Consider the following 17045-nt stretch of genomic DNA (forward strand, 5'->3'; position numbering starts at 1 on the left):
GATACCTATAGCGAGAGGCGTTTCGCGGTATCCTTGCCGGCATGCCGCGCGCCACAGCCCCCTCAGGGTGGCGCGCAGTGCGCCTGTCCCGGCCCGCATCATGCGCGCCCGGGCCCCACGGCGCCCCCCCGCGATCACAGGAATATGAAAGACCTAGAAAGTGAGCTGATCGGCTCCGCACGGCTGCCGACCCGCTACGGCGAATTCACCGCCCATGCCTTCCAGGGCGTGGACAGCCGCACCGAACACCTGGCGCTCTCCATGGGAGACATCTCGGGCGAGAACGTTCTCGTCCGCCTGCATTCCGAATGCCTGACCGGCGACGTCTTCGGCTCGTGCCGCTGCGACTGCGGCGAGCAGCTCGACCTCGCCATGCAGAAGATTGCCGAGGAAGGCCGCGGCATCCTGCTCTACCTGCGCGGCCACGAAGGCCGGGGCATCGGCCTCTCGAACAAGATCCGCGCCTATGCGCTGCAGGACGGCGGGCTGGACACGGTCGACGCCAACCTCGCGCTCGGCCAGGCCATCGACGGCCGCACCTACGCGTTCGCGGCGGACATGCTGCGCCAGTGGGGTGTGAAGTCGGTCCGCCTGATGAGCAACAACCCGATCAAGATCCGGGCGCTCGAAGACGCCGGCCTGGCCGTGACGGAGCAGATGCGTCACATCGTGCCCGCCAACGCCGAAAACGAGAAATACCTCGCCACCAAGCGGTCCCGCATGGGTCACCTGCTGGACTGATTCAGCGGGTGTAGGCGAAGGCCGACAACCGCTTGCGCAGCCTCCCGACAGCTTGTCCGGGTCCACTCTCCTATCGTGGATATAAGGTCCGCGCCATGCTCGGCATGGCGCGGGATGTTCCACGCGATGTGCCGCCGTGGCCTCACGGCGCGCCTCCGATGTGAGAGGAGTCCAACAATGGCTGACAACAACGTTTCCGTACTGAACGATTTGATCGAAGTCTCGCGCGATGGCGAGGAGGGCTTCCGCAAGGCGGCCGAGGACGCCAAGAATCCGGAACTGAAGACGCTGTTCTCAAGCCGTGCCACCGAGTGCGGCGCGGCGGTGCGCGAGTTGCAGAGCCAGGTGATGGCCCTCGGCGGCAAGCCCGAGGACCACGGCAGCGTGGCCGGTGCGCTGCATCGCGGCTGGGTGAGCCTGCGCAGCGCGGTGGCCGACCGCACGGACCTCGCCATCCTCGAGGAAACCGAGAAGGGCGAAGACGTCGCCAAGAAGAAGTATGGCGATGCGCTCCAGGAAACCGACCTGAGCTTCGACATCCGCGCGCTGATCGAGCGCCAGTACCAGGGGGTGCTGCGTAACCACGACCTGATCCGCGATCTGCGTAACCGCTATCGCGCGAGCGGCGAATAACCGCTTCCGGATCGGCACGAAGGCGCTTCCCTAGGGAGGCGCCTTTTACATTGGGGATTATGTTCGCGCGTGCCGAAAGGTAGCTGAATCGGAATCGCAATCATCCGCAAAATCATCCGCATCGTGTCGTAAAGCCCCGTCTGGCAGGGGATTTATTAACGCGATTTTCCCTATGTATGCTTGATCTTCTAGCCTCGGCTATTAACATGAAAATCGTCCACCGTGGTGTGCAGGCGTTTTGGGGTCAATGTCATGAAAGGCGACAAGAAAGCTATCCAGTTACTGAACGGCCAGCTGCGTCACGAGCTGACCGCGATCAACCAGTATTTCCTGCACGCGCGCATGTACCGGCACTGGGGGTTGAGCGCGCTGGGCAAGCATGAGTACGAGGAGTCCATCGAGGAGATGAAGCACGCGGACAAGTTGATCGAGCGCATCCTGATGCTCGACGGCCTGCCCAACCTCCAGGATCTGGACAAATTGCTCATCGGGGAGAACGTCGAGGAGATGCTCGGCGGCGACCTGAAGGTGGAGTTGCTGTCCCAGACGAGCTGCAAGGATGCCATCAAGTACTTCGAGTCGATTAGCGACTATGTGTCGCGCGATGTGGTGACCGATATCCTCTCGGACACCGAGGACCACATCGAGTGGATCGAGACGCAGCTGGAACTCGTGCGCAAGGTCGGCGTGCAGAACTACCTGCAATCCGCGATGGGCGAGCTGGGCGAGTCCGACGCCTAGACGGCAGGCAGGCAGGCAGGCGCTCTGCAGAGTTCCAGATCTTCGGCTACACTGCGCCCCGCACACTGAATGCAAGGCGCCCGCCAGGGCGTCCAGACTCCGGGGCGGGGTGGCAGAGTGGTGATGCGACGGCCTGCAAAGCCGTTTACGACGGTTCGATTCCGTATCCCCGCCTCCATCTCCTTCCTGCCGTTTTCCCTCCTGCTTTCCCTCCTGCTTTCCCTCCTGTTCTCCCTCGTTCATTGCCTTCGCCGGATCTGACCAATCTGTCATCTGGAAGGACTATCATTTTCTGCCGGGCATTTGGCGGATAACGCCGAGCCGCTGGCGCATTTCATGCTCGTTCCGCAGGCAGATACGCCGCAAGCGTTGAGTACGCCGCAACGCGGAGTTTCCCTGTGGATATAGCGCCCCGATTGCGATAATGTTTCGCCGCGCGTGCACCAAGTGTCAGCACGTGAGGCAGGGTTCACCATGCAGGGCTTCCATGGCGTTTCCGTCCCCAGACGATGAGAGAAACAGAGGCTCCCGATGATTAAAGATCTGCGAGTGCGTGCGGCGCAGCCGTCGGATATGCCTGCCATCGCGGCAGTGCTCGAGCGCTGCAACCTGCCGGTGGACGAACTGCCGCGTCTGGTGGGCGAGTTCCACGTGGCCCTGATGGAGTCAGAGCTGGTCGGCTGCGCCTGCGCCGAGCGCTTCGGCGATACGGCCATCGTCCGCTCGGTGGCCGTGCTGCGCGAATGGCGCGACCAGGGCGTGGCCAGCCACCTCGTCAACGCGGTGATGATGCGTGCCCGCGCCAACGGCACGCGCCGCGCGGTGCTCCTGACCTCGAGTTGCCCGAGCTACTTCGCCCGCTACGGTTTCTCGCTGATCCACGCCTCCAAGCTGCCCCCAGAAGTCCTCGAGAGTGAGGAATTCCAGCGCCTGCGCAACACCAGCGCGTTGTGCATGTGCGCGGTGCTGACCTGATGGTTTTTCCTTGATTGGCCCGCCTTCGGCAAGGTTTTACAAAAGCGACAATAATCGGGGCTCCAATTCTGCAAGCCTGACCAGGGAGACCCCATGACGACCACTGTCCGTGCCATCCGCCTCCAGGAATTCGGCGCGCCCGAAGTGATGCAGCTCACGCCGGTCGAGCTGCCGGCGCCGGCGGCCGGCGAGGCGCGCGTGCGGCATACCGCCATCGGCTTCAACTTCATCGATGTGTACCAGCGCCGCGGCACCTATCCGCTGCCGGTGGGCACGGGGCTGGGCCACGAGGCGGCCGGCGTGGTGGAGGCGGTGGGCGCGGGCGTGACGGACATCGCCGTGGGCGATCGCGTGGCGTACATGAACGCCGGCCTCGGCGCCTACGCCGAAGCGCGCAACGTGCCGGCGGACAAGCTGGTCAAGCTGCCCCACAACCTCAGCGACGAGCAGGCTGCCGCCGTGATCTTCAAGGGCATGACCGCCCAATATCTGGTGCGCCACACGCACGCCGTGAAGCCCGGTGACACGGTCCTGGTCCACGCCGCCGCCGGTGCCGTGGGCCAGATCCTGGCCGGCTGGGCGAAGGCGCTCGGCGCGCGCGTGATCGGCACGGCCGGCGGCCCGGCCAAGTGCGAGCGCGCCCGCGCGGCGGGTTGCGACATCGCCATCGACTACAAGCAGGCGGATTGGGTCAAGCAGGTGCGCGACGCCACCGGCGGCCAGGGCGTGACCGTGGTCTACGACGCCGTGGGCAAGGACACCTTCATGGGCTCGCTCGATTGCGCCCAGACCTTCGGACTGGTGGTGCTGTACGGCGGGGCGTCCGGCCCGGCGCCGGCCATCGAGCCGGAAATCCTGAACAAGAAGGGCTGCCTGTTCCTGACCCGGCCCTCGGTGTTCCCGCACAACGCGGACCCGGCCCGCTTCCGCGCCAATGCGAAGGACCTGTTCGATGCCATCGCCGCCGGCCAGGTGAAGGTGGAGATCGGCGCCCGCTTCCCCCTGGCCGAGGTCGCCCGCGCGCACGAGGCCGCCGAGCGCCGCGAGACCACCGGCGCCATCCTGCTGCTGCCGTAATTCGACGGGTTTCGACTAGTGCGGATGACGATGACGGGCCGCCCGGCGCGGTGCCCCGTCATCGCACAGGCTGATCTCCACGCTCACGTGGGCCAGCTCCTCATGGATCGATAGCGCCTGCCGCACGCGCTGCGGCGTGAGCGTGGCGTCGTGCGTGACCAGGCTGGCGATGCAGGCGAACTGCTCGCGGCCCACGCGCCAGACGTGCAGGTCGGTCACGCGCGTGCCGTCTTCTCCGTGCTGGAACTCGGCCAGCACCTCTCGCACTTCGTCCACAACAGGGTGGTCCATCTCGCGGTCCAGCAGCACCGTGCCGCTCTGCCGCATCAGCCCGATCGCCCAGCGACCGACCAGCGCCGCGCCCACCAGCCCCATCACCGGATCGAGCCAGCTCCAGCCCAGCCACCAGCCGCCGGCCAGCGCCACGATGGCCAGCACCGAGGTGGCCGCATCGGCAATCACGTGGATATAGGCCGAACGCAGGTTGATGTCGTGATGATGGTGATCGGCATGTCCGTGGTGATCGTGCGCATGCGCATGGCCATGATCGTGCCCGTGATGGTGCGCGCCGCCGAGGATGAACGCGCAGCCCAGGTTCACGAGCAGGCCGATGGTGGTGACGGCCATCGCCTCCTGGTAGTGGATGGCCTGCGGGGTGAATAGCCGTTCGACCGAGCCGGCGATCATCAGCGCGGCCACGCCCAGCAGGACGATGGAACTGGCGAAGGCCGCCAGCACCTCGATCTTCCACGTGCCGAAGGTGAAGCGGGCATCGTTGGCCAGCCGGCGCGCGGCGGCGTAGGCGAAGGCCGAGAGGCCGATCGCCAGCGCGTGGGAACTCATGTGCCAGCCGTCCGCCAGCAGGGCCATCGAGTTGAACCAGAGGCCGGCGGCAATCTCCACCACCATGGTGGCGAGCGTGATCCACATGACCAGGCGCGTGCTGCGCTCGGCTGCCGGATTGCCGGCATTGAAGACGTGGGAATGGGTCCACGCGGACAGATCGTGCGTGTGCATGTCGGGAGGGAGTCTGGAGTGGTTTGGGGGGGCGCTGCCCAAGCGTACCAGTCATGGCGCGCCCGGTCACCCGCCACCCTGCCGCCGGCAGGGGTAGCCGCGCCGGCTACCAGCCGTGATAGGGCGCGGTCTGCTCGTACGCGCCGAGCCGTTCGGCCAGAAAGTCGACAAAGGCACGCACGCGGGCCGAAAGTTTGTCGCGCGTGAGATACACGGCGTAGATGTCCGCCGGCGGCGAGGCCCAGTCGGCCAGCACCTGCCGCAGCCGGCCCGAGCGCAGCAGCGGCGCCACCTCCCACTCCGAACGCAGCACGATGCCATGCCCCTGGAGCGCCCAGTTCGCCGCCGCCTCGCCATCGTTGGTCGCGGCATGGCCGCGCACCTTCACGGTCTCCTGCCGGCCGGCCGACTGGAGATGCCACGTGCCGTAGGCCGATTCGCTCTCGCGGATCACAATGCAACGATGCTGTTGCAATGCGCGCGGCGAGGCCGGCTCGCCGTGCCGCGCGAGGTAGGCCGGCGACGCGCACAGCAGCCGGCGGTTCGGCGCGAGCAGGCGGGCGTTGAGCCGCGCATCGGGCAGGTCGCCGAGGAGGATGCCGACGTCGTAGCCTTCCTCGGCAAGGTTCATCGCCCGGTCGGTCAGTTGCAGTTGGACTTCGACATCGGGATAGACCTGCAGGAAGTCGCTGACCAGCGGGGCGATGTGGCGCCTGCCGAATCCGAGCGTCGCGTTCACCCGTAGCAGCCCGCGCGGCGCCACCCGGCTGCCGCCGAGGCCCTGTTCGAGTTCCTCCAGCTCGGCCAGGATGCGCCCGCCCTGGGCCAGGTAGGACTCGCCCTCGGGCGTGACCGACAGCCGGCGCGTGGTGCGGTTGAGCAGTCGCACGCCCAGCCGCGCCTCCAGCGCCGCCAGCCGCTTGCTGGCGGCCGAGGGCGTGACGCCAAGCTGCTGCGCCGCGCCGGCGAGGCTGCCGCGCTTGACCAGCAGGACGAAGAAGGCGAGATCCGAGAAGGTGTCCATGGGTGGCGGCAATTCGTGAATCGAGCGCACGAATGAAGTTCGGTTCGCGCAATTATAGCGATGGATTCCGCGATTACACTGCCCGCCGATGCGCATCCCATGCGCGGCGACTACCATGGCACGGCTTGCCACATTGACGCATCGACGCATCAAGGACCAAGGAGACAGCCGATGTTTGAAGGATTCAGAACACACCGGATCGACAGCCAGGGCGTGGCGATTCACGCCGTGGTCGGCGGGGAGGGCCCGCCGCTGCTGCTGCTGCATGGCCATCCGCAAACGCATGTGATCTGGCACAAGGTGGCTGGCGAGCTGGCCCGGCATTTCACGGTGGTGGCCACGGACCTGCGTGGCTATGGCGACAGCGACAAGCCCGTCGGCCTGCCGGATCACGCGAACTACAGCAAGCGGACCATGGCGGCCGACCAGATGGCGGTGATGCGGGCGCTCGGCTTCGAGCGGTTCCGCGTGCTGGCGCATGATCGCGGGGCACGCGTGGCGCACCGGCTGGCGCTCGACCACCCGCAGGCCGTGGAAAAGCTCGTCACGCTGGACATCGCCCCGACGCTGGCGATGTATGCCCAGACCTCGGAAGCCTTCGCGCGCGCCTACTGGCACTGGTTCTTCCTGATCCGGCCCACCCCGTTCCCCGAAACGCTGATCGAGGCCGACCCCGACCTCTACCTGCGCCAGACCATGGGCTCGCGCAGCGCCGGCCTCGCCCCGTTCACCGAGGCCGCGCTGGCCGAGTACCTGCGCTGCCTGAAGCTGCCCGGCGCCGCCCACGGCCTGTGCGAGGACTATCGCGCCAGCGCCGGCATCGACCTGGAGCATGATCGCGCCGACGCCGAGGCCGGACGCCAGGTGGAGTGCGAAATGCTGGCCCTGTGGGGCGCCGACGGTGCGGTCGGCAAGTGCTTCCAGCCGCTGGAGGAGTGGCGCAAGGTGGCCCGCCGGGTGACGGGTCATGCCTTGCCGAGCGGTCACTATATTGCGGAGGAAGTGCCGGAACAGCTACTTGCGGAAGTGCTGCCGTTCCTGCGCGGCTGACGGGCGTCGTTATCGGCACAGATTGTGTGCGTCGGGGGAACAGTGTGTTGTACGATCCGCCGCGCTCGGCACAGTGCACGGTTCGCCGCTCACTGGCATTATGACGAACTGAGGACTTTTGGCATGGTCTGACTGCGCAGTGTTTGACTCGGCAGAGTTCGGGGCAAACATACATTCACGGATGGATGTATAATCCGCGCACATTTCCATTCCAAGACCCCCTCAGAAGTCCCTTTCCACAATGACGTACCGATTTATTGCAGGTTGCCTCGCCGTCTGGCTCGGAATTTGCGTTGCCGCGAGCTGGTTGGTCGAGCGACTCTGGGCCTGATCGCCCGCGTTCCTTCTCGGAAGCGGGCAGGGCCCGTCAATCGCGCCGAGTTGTGTTGTCGAGCCATCTCTCTTCGTAGTCCTCCTCATGAAGACAGAACAACAAGAACGCCGCATGCATTCCGCCCTCTCCGCTCGTACCCTGTTTATCACCCGGACTCTTGCCGTTGCCGCGCTGGCCGCGGGCGCCACGTCGGCCGCCAGCGCCGAGGAACTGGTTGGCTGGAGCCATCCCGCCGTGCACGTGGCCTATGGCCGTGATCCTGGCCATAACATCAACAAATACGAACTCGGGCTGAACTTCAACACCCCGATCCAGTACGGCAATCCGCAAGGCTGGCTGTTCCGCCTGCAGGGCGAATTCAACGTCGCCGGATGGGATGCACGTAGCGGCACCAACCAGCAGAACCTGTTCGAGTTTGGCGTATCGCCGATCCTGCGCGTGGAAAAGCGCGGTGGCTATTTCGTGCCGTTCGCCGAGGCGTCGGTGGGGCTGCGCGTGCAGTCCCACACCGGCACGTCCGACGAACACCGTTCGGGCACGGCGTTCCAGTTCTCCGACATGGTCGGTATCGGCGTGGGCTTCGGCAAGAATGCCAACACGGAAGCGGGCTTCCGCTTCCAGCACATCTCCAACGCCAGCATCAAGGGGCCGAACCCGGGCAGCAACTTCTACACCGGGTACGTGCGTTACCGCTTCTGAGGCGTCTCAGGCTAGGCCGCGCGCGGCAGTTGGCCGGCGCGGCAGGCCTCGAAGAATGTCCACAATGCCGGGGCGTCGCTCGTCGCCACGTTGAAGCGGATCCACGGGGAATCGGTCTCATCGGGCTCGAAGTACGAGCCCGGTGCCAGCCAGATGCCGTGGTCCAGCGCCAGCGTGGCGAGGCGGCTTGCGGGCGGCGCGTCGTCGCCCCGCAGCCGCGCCCAGGCGAACATCCCCCCTTCGGGCCGCAGCAGCACCTCCAGCCCGTGCGCTTCCATCTTTTCCGTCACGCGATCCTGTTGCGCGCGTAGCCGTTCGGCCAAAGCCGCCACGTGGCGGCCATAGTGGCCGCTGGTCAGTACGGAATACACCAGTCGCTCCGTGACCTCGGACGAGGTCAGTCCCACCGCCATCTTGGTCCGCGCGAAAGCCTTCGCCAGATCCGGGCTCGCCGCGAGGTAGCCCACGCGCAGCGACGGCGTGATGGTCTTCGAAAATCCGTTCACGTAGACCACCTGCGAGAGGCCGTCCATCGCCGCCAGCATCGGCGAGCCGGCCGGAGCCAGTTCGCGGTAGATATCGTCCTCCACCACCAGCAGCCGGTGCTGTTCGGCCAGTTGCAGCACGCGGAAGGCGTTCATGCTCGTCAGGCTGGCGCCGGTGGGGTTCTGCAACACCGTGTTGACGAACAGCGCGCGCGGGGTGTGCTGGCGGATGGCGTCTTCGAGCGCGTCGGTATCGAGCCCGGCCGCCGTGCGCGGCACGCCCACTACGCGCAACCCGGCCAGCCGCAGGATCTGCAATAGATTGCAATAGCAGGGCGCTTCCACGAGGACCGTGTCCCCAGGGCGCAGCAGCGTGCGCACCACGAGGTCCAGCGCCTGCGTGGCGCCCTGGGTCAGCACCACCTGCTGCGCCTGCACCGGCATGCCGTACTGGCTCATATGCGCGGCGATGTGCTCGCGCAGCGGCGCGAAGCCATAGGGATGGCCGTAGCCCGAGACCTGCGCGGCCGGCACGCGCGCGGCGCTGCGCATGGCCTGGTGCAGCCCTTCCTCGTTGAGCCAGTCGCCCGGCAGCCAGCCCGCGCCGGCCTTGATCGGCACGGAATGGTCGGCGAACACATCGGAAAGCAGCCAGGCGGCGTTGAGCCCCGGCGCCTCCCAGTGGGGCGCGCGGGCATGGCCGGCCGGCGCGTGGCGGTGCGCCACCGTGTAGCCGGAGCCGGGGCGCGCCGCGAGGTAGCCCAGCGCGGTCAGCCGGCCGTAGGCTTCCGCCACCGTGAACGTGCTGACGTTGTGCTGCTGCGCAAAGCGGCGCACCGAGGGCAGGGGGGTGCCGGCACGCAGCGCGCGGCGGTCCACCAGCGCGGCGATGCCGGCCACGATCTGTTCGGTCAGGGTGTCGCCGCCACGGCGGCTGCGGACGAGGTTCAGGTTAAGCATCAGGCACTCGGCAGGGCGCGAAACCTGTACAGTGTACTGGCTACCGCGCCGCGCGACCGGGCACCTTTCCCATTGGTGCGGTGCAGCGGTGAAGCGCCGTATCACCGTCGATCCGGGCCGCCGCGTGGCTTTGCGCCCCAACCCGCTACCTGTACAGTCGAGGCTGTCTACACTGTACGGTAAGGCAGCGATCTCCCGACCGTATATTCGTGCGGCCCGACCGCGCCGGTAGAGTTGCCGGAATCCGTGCCGGGGCGCTTCGCTCCGCGCCCCCTACCCCTGATTGCTGAGGAGAAAGTATGGACGCCGCCAAGACCGTGATCCCCGATATGGATGCCCTGTGGATGCCGTTCACCGCCAATCGCCAGTACAAGGCCGCCCCGCGCCTGCTGGCCTCGGCCAGCGGCATGTACTACACCACCCACGACGGCCGCAAGGTCCTGGACGGCTGTGCCGGCCTCTGGTGCGTGGCCGCCGGCCATGGCCGCAAGGAAATCGTCGATGCCATCGCCCGGCAGGCCGCCACGCTGGACTACGCGCCGCCGTTCCAGATGGGCCATCCGCTCTCGTTCGAGGCTGCCACCAAGCTGGCCGCGATCATGCCGAAGACGCTGGATCGCATTTTCTTCACGAACTCGGGTTCGGAGTCGGTCGATACGGCGCTGAAGATCGCCCTGGCCTACCACCGCGCGCGGGGCGAAGGCCAGCGCACGCGCATCATCGGCCGCGAGCGCGGGTACCACGGCGTGGGCTTCGGCGGTATGGCCGTGGGTGGCATCGGCCCGAATCGCAAGACCTGGTCGGCCAACCTGATGCCGGGCACGGACCACCTGCCGGCCACGCTGAACATCGCCGAGGCTGCGTACTCGAAGGGCCAGCCGCAGTGGGGCGCCCACCTGGCCGATGAACTCGAGCGCATCATCGCGCTGCACGATGCCTCGAACGTGGCCGCCGTGATCGTCGAGCCGCTGGCGGGTTCGGCAGGCGTGTTGGTGCCGCCGGTCGGCTATCTCGAGAAGCTGCGCGAGATCACGAGCAAGCATGGCATTTTGCTGATTTTCGATGAGGTCATCACGGCGTTCGGCCGCCTTGGCACCGCCACCGCCGCCGAGCGCTTCAACGTGACGCCGGACCTGATCACGATGGCGAAGGCCATCAACAACGCCGCTGTGCCGATGGGCGCCGTGGCTGTGCGCCGCGACGTGCACGACACCGTGGTCAACGCCGGCGCGCCGAACGGCATCGAGCTGCTGCACGGCTATACCTATTCCGGCCATCCGCTGGCGTGCGCGGCGGCTATCGCCACGCTGGACCTGTACCAGCGTGACAACCTGTTCGGCCGTGCCGCCGAACTGGCGCCGAAGTTCGAGTCGGCCGTGCATGGCCTGCGCGGTGCGCCGCATGTGAAGGACATCCGCAACCTGGGGCTGGTAGCCGGCGTGGAGCTGGAGTCGCGCCCCGGCCAACCGGGCGCGCGCGCCTACGAGGCCTTCCTGAAATGCCTCGAGCGCGGCGTGCTGGTGCGCTACACCGGCGACATCCTGGCGTTCTCGCCGCCGCTGATCATTTCCGAGGCAGAGATCGACCAGTTGTTCGATACCGTCAGGCAAGTGCTGAACGACGTGCAATAAGCCCGTACAGGGGCTCGCCAAGACAGACTGAGAGGAAGACGCAGTGAACATCGCTGAAAACCGGCAGATCGCCGAAATCCATCACTACATCGGCGGTAGCGTCCGCCGCGCCGCCGCCGAGGGTACCGGCCGTTTCGCCGAGGTATTCAACCCCGCCACCGGCGAGGTGGCTGCGCGCGTGGCGCTGGGCAGCGCCGAAGACGTCGGTGCCGCCGTGGCCGCCGCCAAGGCAGCGTTTCCGGCATGGTCCGAACTGGCCCCGCTGCGCCGCGCGCGCATCCTGTTCAAGTTCAAGGAACTGCTGGACAAGCATCATGACGACCTGGCCGCGCTGATCACGCGCGAGCACGGCAAGGTGTTTTCGGACGCCAAGGGCGAGGTCACGCGCGGTATCGAGGTGGTGGAGTTCGCCTGCGGCATCCCCAACCTGCTCAAGACCGACTTCACCGACAACATCGGCGGCGGCATCGACAACTGGAACCTGCGCCAGCCGCTGGGCGTGGTGGCCGGCATCACGCCGTTCAACTTCCCGGTGATGGTGCCGATGTGGATGTTCCCGGTGGCGCTGGCCTGCGGCAACACCTTCGTGCTCAAGCCGTCCGAGCGCGACCCCTCGCCAAGCCTGCTGATCGCCGACCTGCTCAAGCAGGCCGGCCTGCCCGATGGCGTGTTCAACGTGGTGCAGGGCGACAAGACCGCCGTGGACGCGCTGCTGGCCCACCCGGACGTGCAGGCGCTGTCGTTCGTCGGCTCCACGCCGATCGCCGAGTACATCTACACGGAAGGCACCAAGCACGGCAAGCGCGTGCAGGCGCTGGGCGGCGCCAAGAACCACCTCGTGGTGATGCCGGACGCGGACCTGGACCAGGCCGTGGACGCGCTGATCGGTGCCGCCTACGGCTCCGCCGGCGAGCGCTGCATGGCGATCTCGGTCGCGGTGGCGGTGGGCGACGTGGCCGACAAGCTCGTGCCGCGCCTGGCCGAACGCGCCCGCGCGCTGAAGATCCGCAACGGCATGGACGCCGACGCCGAAATGGGCCCGCTGGTGACTGGCGTGCACAAGGCCAAGGTCGAGGGCTACATCGCCAAGGGCGAGGCCGAAGGCGCCACGCTGGTCACGGACGGGCGCGGCCACAAGGTGGACGGCCACGACGGCGGCTTCTTCGTCGGCGGCACGCTGTTCGACCACGTGAAGCCGGACATGACGATCTACAAGGAAGAGATCTTCGGCCCGGTGCTGTCCGTGGTGCGCGTGCACGACTTCGCCGAAGCCGTGGACCTGATCAACCGCCACGAATTCGGCAACGGCGTGTCGTGCTACACCAGCGACGGTGGCATCGCCCGGGCATTCTCGCGCCAGATCCAGGTCGGCATGGTGGGCATCAACGTGCCGATTCCAGTCCCCATGGCCTGGCACTCGTTCGGCGGCTGGAAGCGCTCCCTGTTCGGCGACCACCACGCCTACGGCGAGGAAGGCGTGCGGTTCTACACGCGCTACAAGAGCATCATGCAGCGCTGGCCCGACAGTATCGGCAAGGGCGCCGAATTCACGATGCCGGTGGCGAAGTGAGGGTGTAGGGAAAGGTCGTAGAAGTGCGAAACGGCAGGGTTTTGACCCTGCCGTTTTTTATTCTTGGGGGCTAGTCTCTTTTGACGTTCGCTTAACCAGCAAATGACAGCAGAGCATCGACGCCCCGCAGAAGTTCGCCTAGGAAGGACTGATCCAGCCCACATTGCCCTGTAATCCATGCGCCAACGGGTGGTGCTGGCTGAAACCGCCAGTCGCCAATGATCTGCCCTTGATCAAGCGTTCGCAATATCAGCGAAAAGCCAGCTTCAACACCTGCCAACTCGGCTGTTTGTCCCACCTGGAGTTGGGTTTGCATGGTCTCCAGCTGTTGTTGAAACTGCCGCAATTCCCCAGGCATGACACTCCATGCCCCCTCGGCGCGAATGCCCGGGGCAGTCAAGTCGATCTGGACATCGATCCATTCGAGATAGGGTCCTCCCGGTTCCTCACGCCGCGCGGAAACCGGCCTGATTTGAAGCTTGAAGTCGTCTGTGTCAAGGGTCAGCATGGGCCAATAGTACATAGCGCAACGCACTGAAATGTTGAAAATGTCATCAGAGGGAGTCAATGCGTGCGAGAGACCCAGCCGATATTCCCCTTCCCCAAACCGTCCCCAAGCACAACAATGATCTGACCCACCCCCGTCGGAGCCCTCGCCATGAGTCTGTTTCGCACCAAGAACATCGATGCCATGCTCGAGGTCAGCGCGCACGACGGGTTGCGCAAGGTGCTCGGGCCTGTGGATCTGGTGATGATGGGGATTGGCGCCATCATCGGCACCGGGATCTTCGTGTTGACGGGGACCGGGGCGCTCACGGCGGGGCCGGCGTTGACGGTGTCGTTCGTGATCGCGGCGATGGCGTGCGGGTTTGCGGCGCTTTGCTATGCCGAGTTTGCGTCGGCCATCCCAGTGTCGGGGTCGATCTATACCTATAGCTACGCCACGCTGGGGGAGATCGTGGCGTGGATGATCGGGTGGGATCTGCTGCTCGAATATGGGCTGGCCACGTCGGCGGTGTCGGTGGGGTGGTCGGGGTACTTCCAGTCGCTGGTGGCCGGATTCGGGATTCGGCTACCCGTGGCGCTCACGGCGGCGCCGGGGGCGGTGCCCGGTGTGGAGACCATGCTGAACCTGCCGGCCGTGCTGATCGTGCTGGCGATTACCTGGGTGGTGTCTTACGGCGTGCGCGAGTCGGCGCGGCTCAACAACGTGATGGTGGCGATCAAGGTCAGCGTGGTGCTCCTGTTTATCGTCGTGGGCGTGTGGCATGTGCGGCCGGTCAACTGGGAGCCGTTCGCGCCGTTCGGCATGACCGGCATCTTCAACGCCGCCGCGCTGGTGTTCTTCGCCTTCATCGGCTTCGACGCGGTGACTTCGGCGGCGGAGGAGGTGCGCAACCCGCGCCGGGACCTGCCGATCGGCATCATCGGCTCGCTGGCGGTCTGCACCATTCTCTATGTGGTGGTGGCCGCCATCATGACCGGCATCGTGCCGTACGCGAAGTTCGCGGGGGTCGATCACCCGGTGTCGCTGGCGCTCCAGTACGCCGGGCAGAACTGGGTGGCGGGGTTTGTCGATCTCGGCGCCATCCTCGGCATGACCACGGTGATCCTCGTCATGACCTACGGGCAGACGCGGATCATCTTTGCGATGTCGCGCGATGGGCTGCTGCCCGAGGCGCTCTCGGCCGTCCATCCCGTGCACGCCACGCCGTTCGTCGCCACCTGGACGGTCGGGCTGATCTTCGCCGCCATCGCCGGCTTTGTGCCGCTGAACGTGCTGGCCGAGCTGATCAATATCGGCACGCTGGCAGCCTTCACGCTGATCTCGATTGCCATCCTGGTGCTGCGCCGCACCCGGCCGGACCTGCCGCGCGGCTTCCACTGCCCCGGCGTGCCCGTGGTGCCGCTGCTGGCGGTGGGTTTCTGCCTGTTCCTGATGGCGCACCTGCAATGGCTGACGTGGGTCGCCTTCCTGTGCTGGCTCGCGCTCGGGCTGGTGGTCTACTTCGCCTACTCGCGCCGCAACGCCGTGCTGCACAACCACGGCGGCGACGCGGAGGGCTAGCTGTCTCGCGATCCGGCATCGGCCAGGAACGCGCGCGAGCGCGCTTCCCCAGCATAGGCCGAGTTGATGCGCACCCAGGGCGTGGTCTCGCCGGCCGGGCGGAAGAAGTGCCCCGGCGCCAGCGCGATCCCGTACTGCTCGCCGAGCGTGACGAGGTCGCGCGAGTCGGCCATGCCGCGCGGCCGGGCCCACAGGAAGTTGCCGCCCGCAGGCTCGCAGAACACGTCCCAGTTGCTCTCGCCGAGGATCTTCACCGCATCGGCGGTGACCTCGCGGGTGCGCACGCGCAGCCGCTCCACATATTTGCGATAGGCGCCGCGTTCCAGCATTGTCGCCGTCACGGCTTCGGCGAAATGCGAGCCGGCCACGCTGGTCAACACCTTCACGTCGATCAGGTCCTTGACCAGCGCCTTGTCGGCCACGAGGTAGCCCACGCGCAGCGCCGCCGACACGGTCTTTGAGAATCCGCCTATATAGATGACGTGCTCGAGCTGATCGAGCGTGGCCAGCCGGTCGGTGAACGTGAGCTGGAAGTCCGAGAAGATGTCGTCCTCGACGAAGCGGAAGTTGTGCTTGCGCGCCAGTTCGAGCAGGCGGAACGCCACCGGGGGCGTCAGCGTGGAGCCAGTGGGGTTCTGGAGAATGCTGTTGGTGAAGAACAGCTTGGGCTTGTGGTCGCGCAGCAGGCGCTCGCAGGCTTCCGGGTCGGGGCCGTTCGGGGTGTGCGGCACGCCCACCAGCTGCACGCCGTGCAGCCGCAGCAGGCCGAACAGGTTGTAGTAGCCGGGGTCTTCGACGAACACGGTGTCGCCAGGCTTGAGCAGGTGCCGCACGACGAGGTCGAGCGCCTGGCTGGCCCCAGTGGTGATCAGCACCTGCGACAGCTCGGCCTGCACGCCCACCTGCCGCACGCGCGTGAGCACTTGCTTGCGCAGCTCCGGGTGGCCGAGCGGCGTGGCGTAGTGGATCACACTGTCGATGTCATGCCGGGTGATATGGCGGATGGCCTGCGTCAGCCCCTCCACATCGCGCCATTCCTCGGGCACGAAGCCGCCAGCCAGCTTCAGCGCGCCGCTGGGGTGGTGGAACTGGTCGATGATATGGACCGACAGGTCTTCGGCCAGGCTCGGGTCGGACCAGCCCCGGCCGCTGCGGCCGGCCAGCGTGCTGTCCGCCACATAGAAGCCCGAGCCCTGCCGTGAATCGAGCAGGCCCTGCGAGACCAGTCGGTCGTAGGCCTCGATGACCGGGAAGCGGCTGATGTTGTGCTCGGCGGCCAGCTGGCGGATCGATGGCAGGCGGGCGCCGGGCAGTGCCTCGCGCGAACTGATCCAGGCTTTGACGGCGAGCACGATCTGCTCGGTCAGCGGTACACCGGTGGAGGGGTCGAGGACGAGCTTCATGGCGGGGGCGGCGGGGGGTGGCGGCGAACTGTCAGCAAAAACTACTGAACAGTTCATCGAAAACTGTTCGGAACTGTGCATGGGATTGTAATCCTCGCCATGAATAATGGAAGCGTGGCGGAGGCGTCCGCGTTGTCCTTCGACGCCGCTCCGTCGGGCAGAACGAGGAGACCCCCATGCGTGAACTCAGGACCTTTGAACTCGATGAACCGGGCAAGCCCGTGAGCTGGCGTGTCCGGCATGGCCAGAGCGTTGCCGTGCTCGAAGGCCGGCTGTGGCTGACCATCGAAGGGCAGGCCGCCGATATCTGGCTGCGGCCGGGCGACATCTTCGCGCTACCCGAGGGCGCGCAGGTCTGGCTGTCGGGCGAGTCGCTGCTGGCCCGCTTCCAACTGGCCGAGACCCCCGCGCCGCTCTCGCTCCAACGTGCCGCCGCCATCGCCCGGCAACTGCTGCGCCGCTGGCGCGCCCGCAAGACGGACGCCTTCGGCGACTGCCCGCAGATCCACGCATGAGCCTCCGCAACGCCGCGCGGCGGGCAAGTGCCTGCCGCGATCCATCCGGGCCAACCCCGCTGGTCCAATCCCTCCCGCCATGCGAGGATGCCGCCATGACCCTTGGCGCGCAGCCTTCCTGC

The 17045-nt window shown here is 66.6% G+C and carries 16 protein-coding genes and 1 tRNA gene; 12 read left to right on the forward strand and 5 right to left on the reverse strand.

Annotated elements, in window-relative coordinates:
- Window positions 1-144 precede the first annotated feature (144 nt).
- The 6 genes from ribA (at window position 145) to BM115_RS05625 (ending at window position 4167) form a co-directional block, all read left to right on the forward strand.
- Window positions 145-741: a GTP cyclohydrolase II gene (ribA, locus tag BM115_RS05600; RefSeq protein WP_092291492.1), complete on the forward strand. Its 597-nt coding sequence runs from the start codon at window positions 145-147 to the stop codon at window positions 739-741.
- Between the two features lie 177 nt (window positions 742-918).
- Window positions 919-1374 carry a PA2169 family four-helix-bundle protein gene (locus BM115_RS05605; protein ID WP_092291494.1) on the forward strand — a complete coding sequence of 152 codons (456 nt, stop codon included), beginning with the start codon at window positions 919-921 and terminating at the stop codon, window positions 1372-1374.
- A gap of 252 nt (window positions 1375-1626) precedes the next feature.
- Window positions 1627-2115, forward strand: a complete 489-nt coding sequence (gene bfr / locus BM115_RS05610) for a bacterioferritin (protein WP_092291496.1) — start codon at window positions 1627-1629, stop codon at window positions 2113-2115.
- Window positions 2116-2218: 103 nt separating this feature from the next.
- Window positions 2219-2293 (forward strand) — tRNA-Cys (locus BM115_RS05615).
- A gap of 353 nt (window positions 2294-2646) precedes the next feature.
- Complete coding sequence (locus tag BM115_RS05620; protein ID WP_092291498.1) at window positions 2647-3090, forward strand: GNAT family N-acetyltransferase; 444 nt, start codon at window positions 2647-2649, stop codon at window positions 3088-3090.
- 93 nt (window positions 3091-3183) lie between these two features.
- Window positions 3184-4167, forward strand: a complete 984-nt coding sequence (locus BM115_RS05625; protein ID WP_092291500.1) for a quinone oxidoreductase family protein — start codon at window positions 3184-3186, stop codon at window positions 4165-4167.
- A 15-nt stretch (window positions 4168-4182) separates the two neighbouring features.
- On the opposite strand, the gene dmeF is transcribed toward BM115_RS05625, so the two are convergent.
- Entirely contained in the window at window positions 4183-5184 is a 1002-nt protein-coding gene (gene dmeF / locus BM115_RS05630) for a CDF family Co(II)/Ni(II) efflux transporter DmeF (protein WP_092291502.1), read from the reverse strand.
- A 106-nt stretch (window positions 5185-5290) separates the two neighbouring features.
- Entirely contained in the window at window positions 5291-6208 is a 918-nt protein-coding gene (locus BM115_RS05635) for a LysR family transcriptional regulator (RefSeq protein WP_092291504.1), read from the reverse strand.
- 171 nt (window positions 6209-6379) lie between these two features.
- Here BM115_RS05635 and BM115_RS05640 point away from each other — a divergent pair, with 171 nt between their 5' ends.
- Window positions 6380-7258, forward strand: a complete 879-nt coding sequence (locus BM115_RS05640; RefSeq protein WP_092291506.1) for an alpha/beta fold hydrolase — start codon at window positions 6380-6382, stop codon at window positions 7256-7258.
- Between the two features lie 445 nt (window positions 7259-7703).
- Entirely contained in the window at window positions 7704-8291 is a 588-nt protein-coding gene (locus BM115_RS05645) for an acyloxyacyl hydrolase (RefSeq protein ID WP_255370706.1), read from the forward strand.
- Between the two features lie 11 nt (window positions 8292-8302).
- On the opposite strand, the gene BM115_RS05650 is transcribed toward BM115_RS05645, so the two are convergent.
- Window positions 8303-9736, reverse strand: a complete 1434-nt coding sequence (locus tag BM115_RS05650) for an aminotransferase-like domain-containing protein (RefSeq protein WP_092291510.1) — start codon at window positions 9734-9736, stop codon at window positions 8303-8305.
- Window positions 9737-10035: 299 nt separating this feature from the next.
- Here BM115_RS05650 and BM115_RS05655 point away from each other — a divergent pair, with 299 nt between their 5' ends.
- Entirely contained in the window at window positions 10036-11367 is a 1332-nt protein-coding gene (locus BM115_RS05655) for an omega-aminotransferase AptA (RefSeq protein ID WP_092291512.1), read from the forward strand.
- Window positions 11368-11410: 43 nt separating this feature from the next.
- Entirely contained in the window at window positions 11411-12937 is a 1527-nt protein-coding gene (locus tag BM115_RS05660) for a CoA-acylating methylmalonate-semialdehyde dehydrogenase (protein WP_092291514.1), read from the forward strand.
- A 91-nt stretch (window positions 12938-13028) separates the two neighbouring features.
- On the opposite strand, the gene BM115_RS05665 is transcribed toward BM115_RS05660, so the two are convergent.
- The gene (locus BM115_RS05665) at window positions 13029-13445 is read right to left on the reverse strand and encodes a WapI family immunity protein (RefSeq protein WP_143093860.1); all 417 of its coding nucleotides are present in this window, start codon (window positions 13443-13445) and stop codon (window positions 13029-13031) included.
- A gap of 150 nt (window positions 13446-13595) precedes the next feature.
- Between BM115_RS05665 and BM115_RS05670 the strand changes: the two genes are divergently transcribed.
- Window positions 13596-15005 (forward strand): amino acid permease, encoded by a 1410-nt coding sequence (locus BM115_RS05670; protein ID WP_092291518.1) that lies wholly within the window; start codon window positions 13596-13598, stop codon window positions 15003-15005.
- Here the strand turns inward: BM115_RS05670 and BM115_RS05675 are convergent.
- Window positions 15002-16408 (reverse strand): aminotransferase-like domain-containing protein, encoded by a 1407-nt coding sequence (locus BM115_RS05675; protein ID WP_092291520.1) that lies wholly within the window; start codon window positions 16406-16408, stop codon window positions 15002-15004. The genes BM115_RS05670 and BM115_RS05675 overlap by 4 nt on opposite strands.
- A 176-nt stretch (window positions 16409-16584) precedes the next feature.
- Here BM115_RS05675 and BM115_RS05680 point away from each other — a divergent pair, with 176 nt between their 5' ends.
- Complete coding sequence (locus BM115_RS05680; protein WP_092291522.1) at window positions 16585-16923, forward strand: DUF2917 domain-containing protein; 339 nt, start codon at window positions 16585-16587, stop codon at window positions 16921-16923.
- The last annotated feature ends 122 nt before the right edge of the window (window positions 16924-17045 follow it).

This window comes from Cupriavidus sp. OV096 (assembly GCF_900115455.1).
Lineage (GTDB): Bacteria > Pseudomonadota > Gammaproteobacteria > Burkholderiales > Burkholderiaceae > Cupriavidus.

Excerpts from the sequence above, each read along its gene's own strand:
- BM115_RS05670 (WP_092291518.1), top strand. The coding sequence starts at position 13,596 with ATGAGTCTGTTTCGCACCAAGAACATCGATGCCATGCTCGAGGTCAGC.
- BM115_RS05650 (WP_092291510.1), bottom strand. The coding sequence starts at position 9,736 with ATGCTTAACCTGAACCTCGTCCGCAGCCGCCGTGGCGGCGACACCCTG.
- BM115_RS05625 (WP_092291500.1), top strand. The coding sequence starts at position 3,184 with ATGACGACCACTGTCCGTGCCATCCGCCTCCAGGAATTCGGCGCGCCC.
- BM115_RS05605 (WP_092291494.1), top strand. The coding sequence starts at position 919 with ATGGCTGACAACAACGTTTCCGTACTGAACGATTTGATCGAAGTCTCG.
- bfr (WP_092291496.1), top strand. The coding sequence starts at position 1,627 with ATGAAAGGCGACAAGAAAGCTATCCAGTTACTGAACGGCCAGCTGCGT.
- BM115_RS05635 (WP_092291504.1), bottom strand. The coding sequence starts at position 6,208 with ATGGACACCTTCTCGGATCTCGCCTTCTTCGTCCTGCTGGTCAAGCGC.
- BM115_RS05620 (WP_092291498.1), top strand. The coding sequence starts at position 2,647 with ATGATTAAAGATCTGCGAGTGCGTGCGGCGCAGCCGTCGGATATGCCT.
- BM115_RS05645 (WP_255370706.1), top strand. The coding sequence starts at position 7,704 with ATGCATTCCGCCCTCTCCGCTCGTACCCTGTTTATCACCCGGACTCTT.
- BM115_RS05655 (WP_092291512.1), top strand. The coding sequence starts at position 10,036 with ATGGACGCCGCCAAGACCGTGATCCCCGATATGGATGCCCTGTGGATG.
- BM115_RS05680 (WP_092291522.1), top strand. The coding sequence starts at position 16,585 with ATGCGTGAACTCAGGACCTTTGAACTCGATGAACCGGGCAAGCCCGTG.
- dmeF (WP_092291502.1), bottom strand. The coding sequence starts at position 5,184 with ATGCACACGCACGATCTGTCCGCGTGGACCCATTCCCACGTCTTCAAT.
- ribA (WP_092291492.1), top strand. The coding sequence starts at position 145 with ATGAAAGACCTAGAAAGTGAGCTGATCGGCTCCGCACGGCTGCCGACC.
- BM115_RS05640 (WP_092291506.1), top strand. The coding sequence starts at position 6,380 with ATGTTTGAAGGATTCAGAACACACCGGATCGACAGCCAGGGCGTGGCG.
- BM115_RS05665 (WP_143093860.1), bottom strand. The coding sequence starts at position 13,445 with ATGCTGACCCTTGACACAGACGACTTCAAGCTTCAAATCAGGCCGGTT.
- BM115_RS05675 (WP_092291520.1), bottom strand. The coding sequence starts at position 16,408 with ATGAAGCTCGTCCTCGACCCCTCCACCGGTGTACCGCTGACCGAGCAG.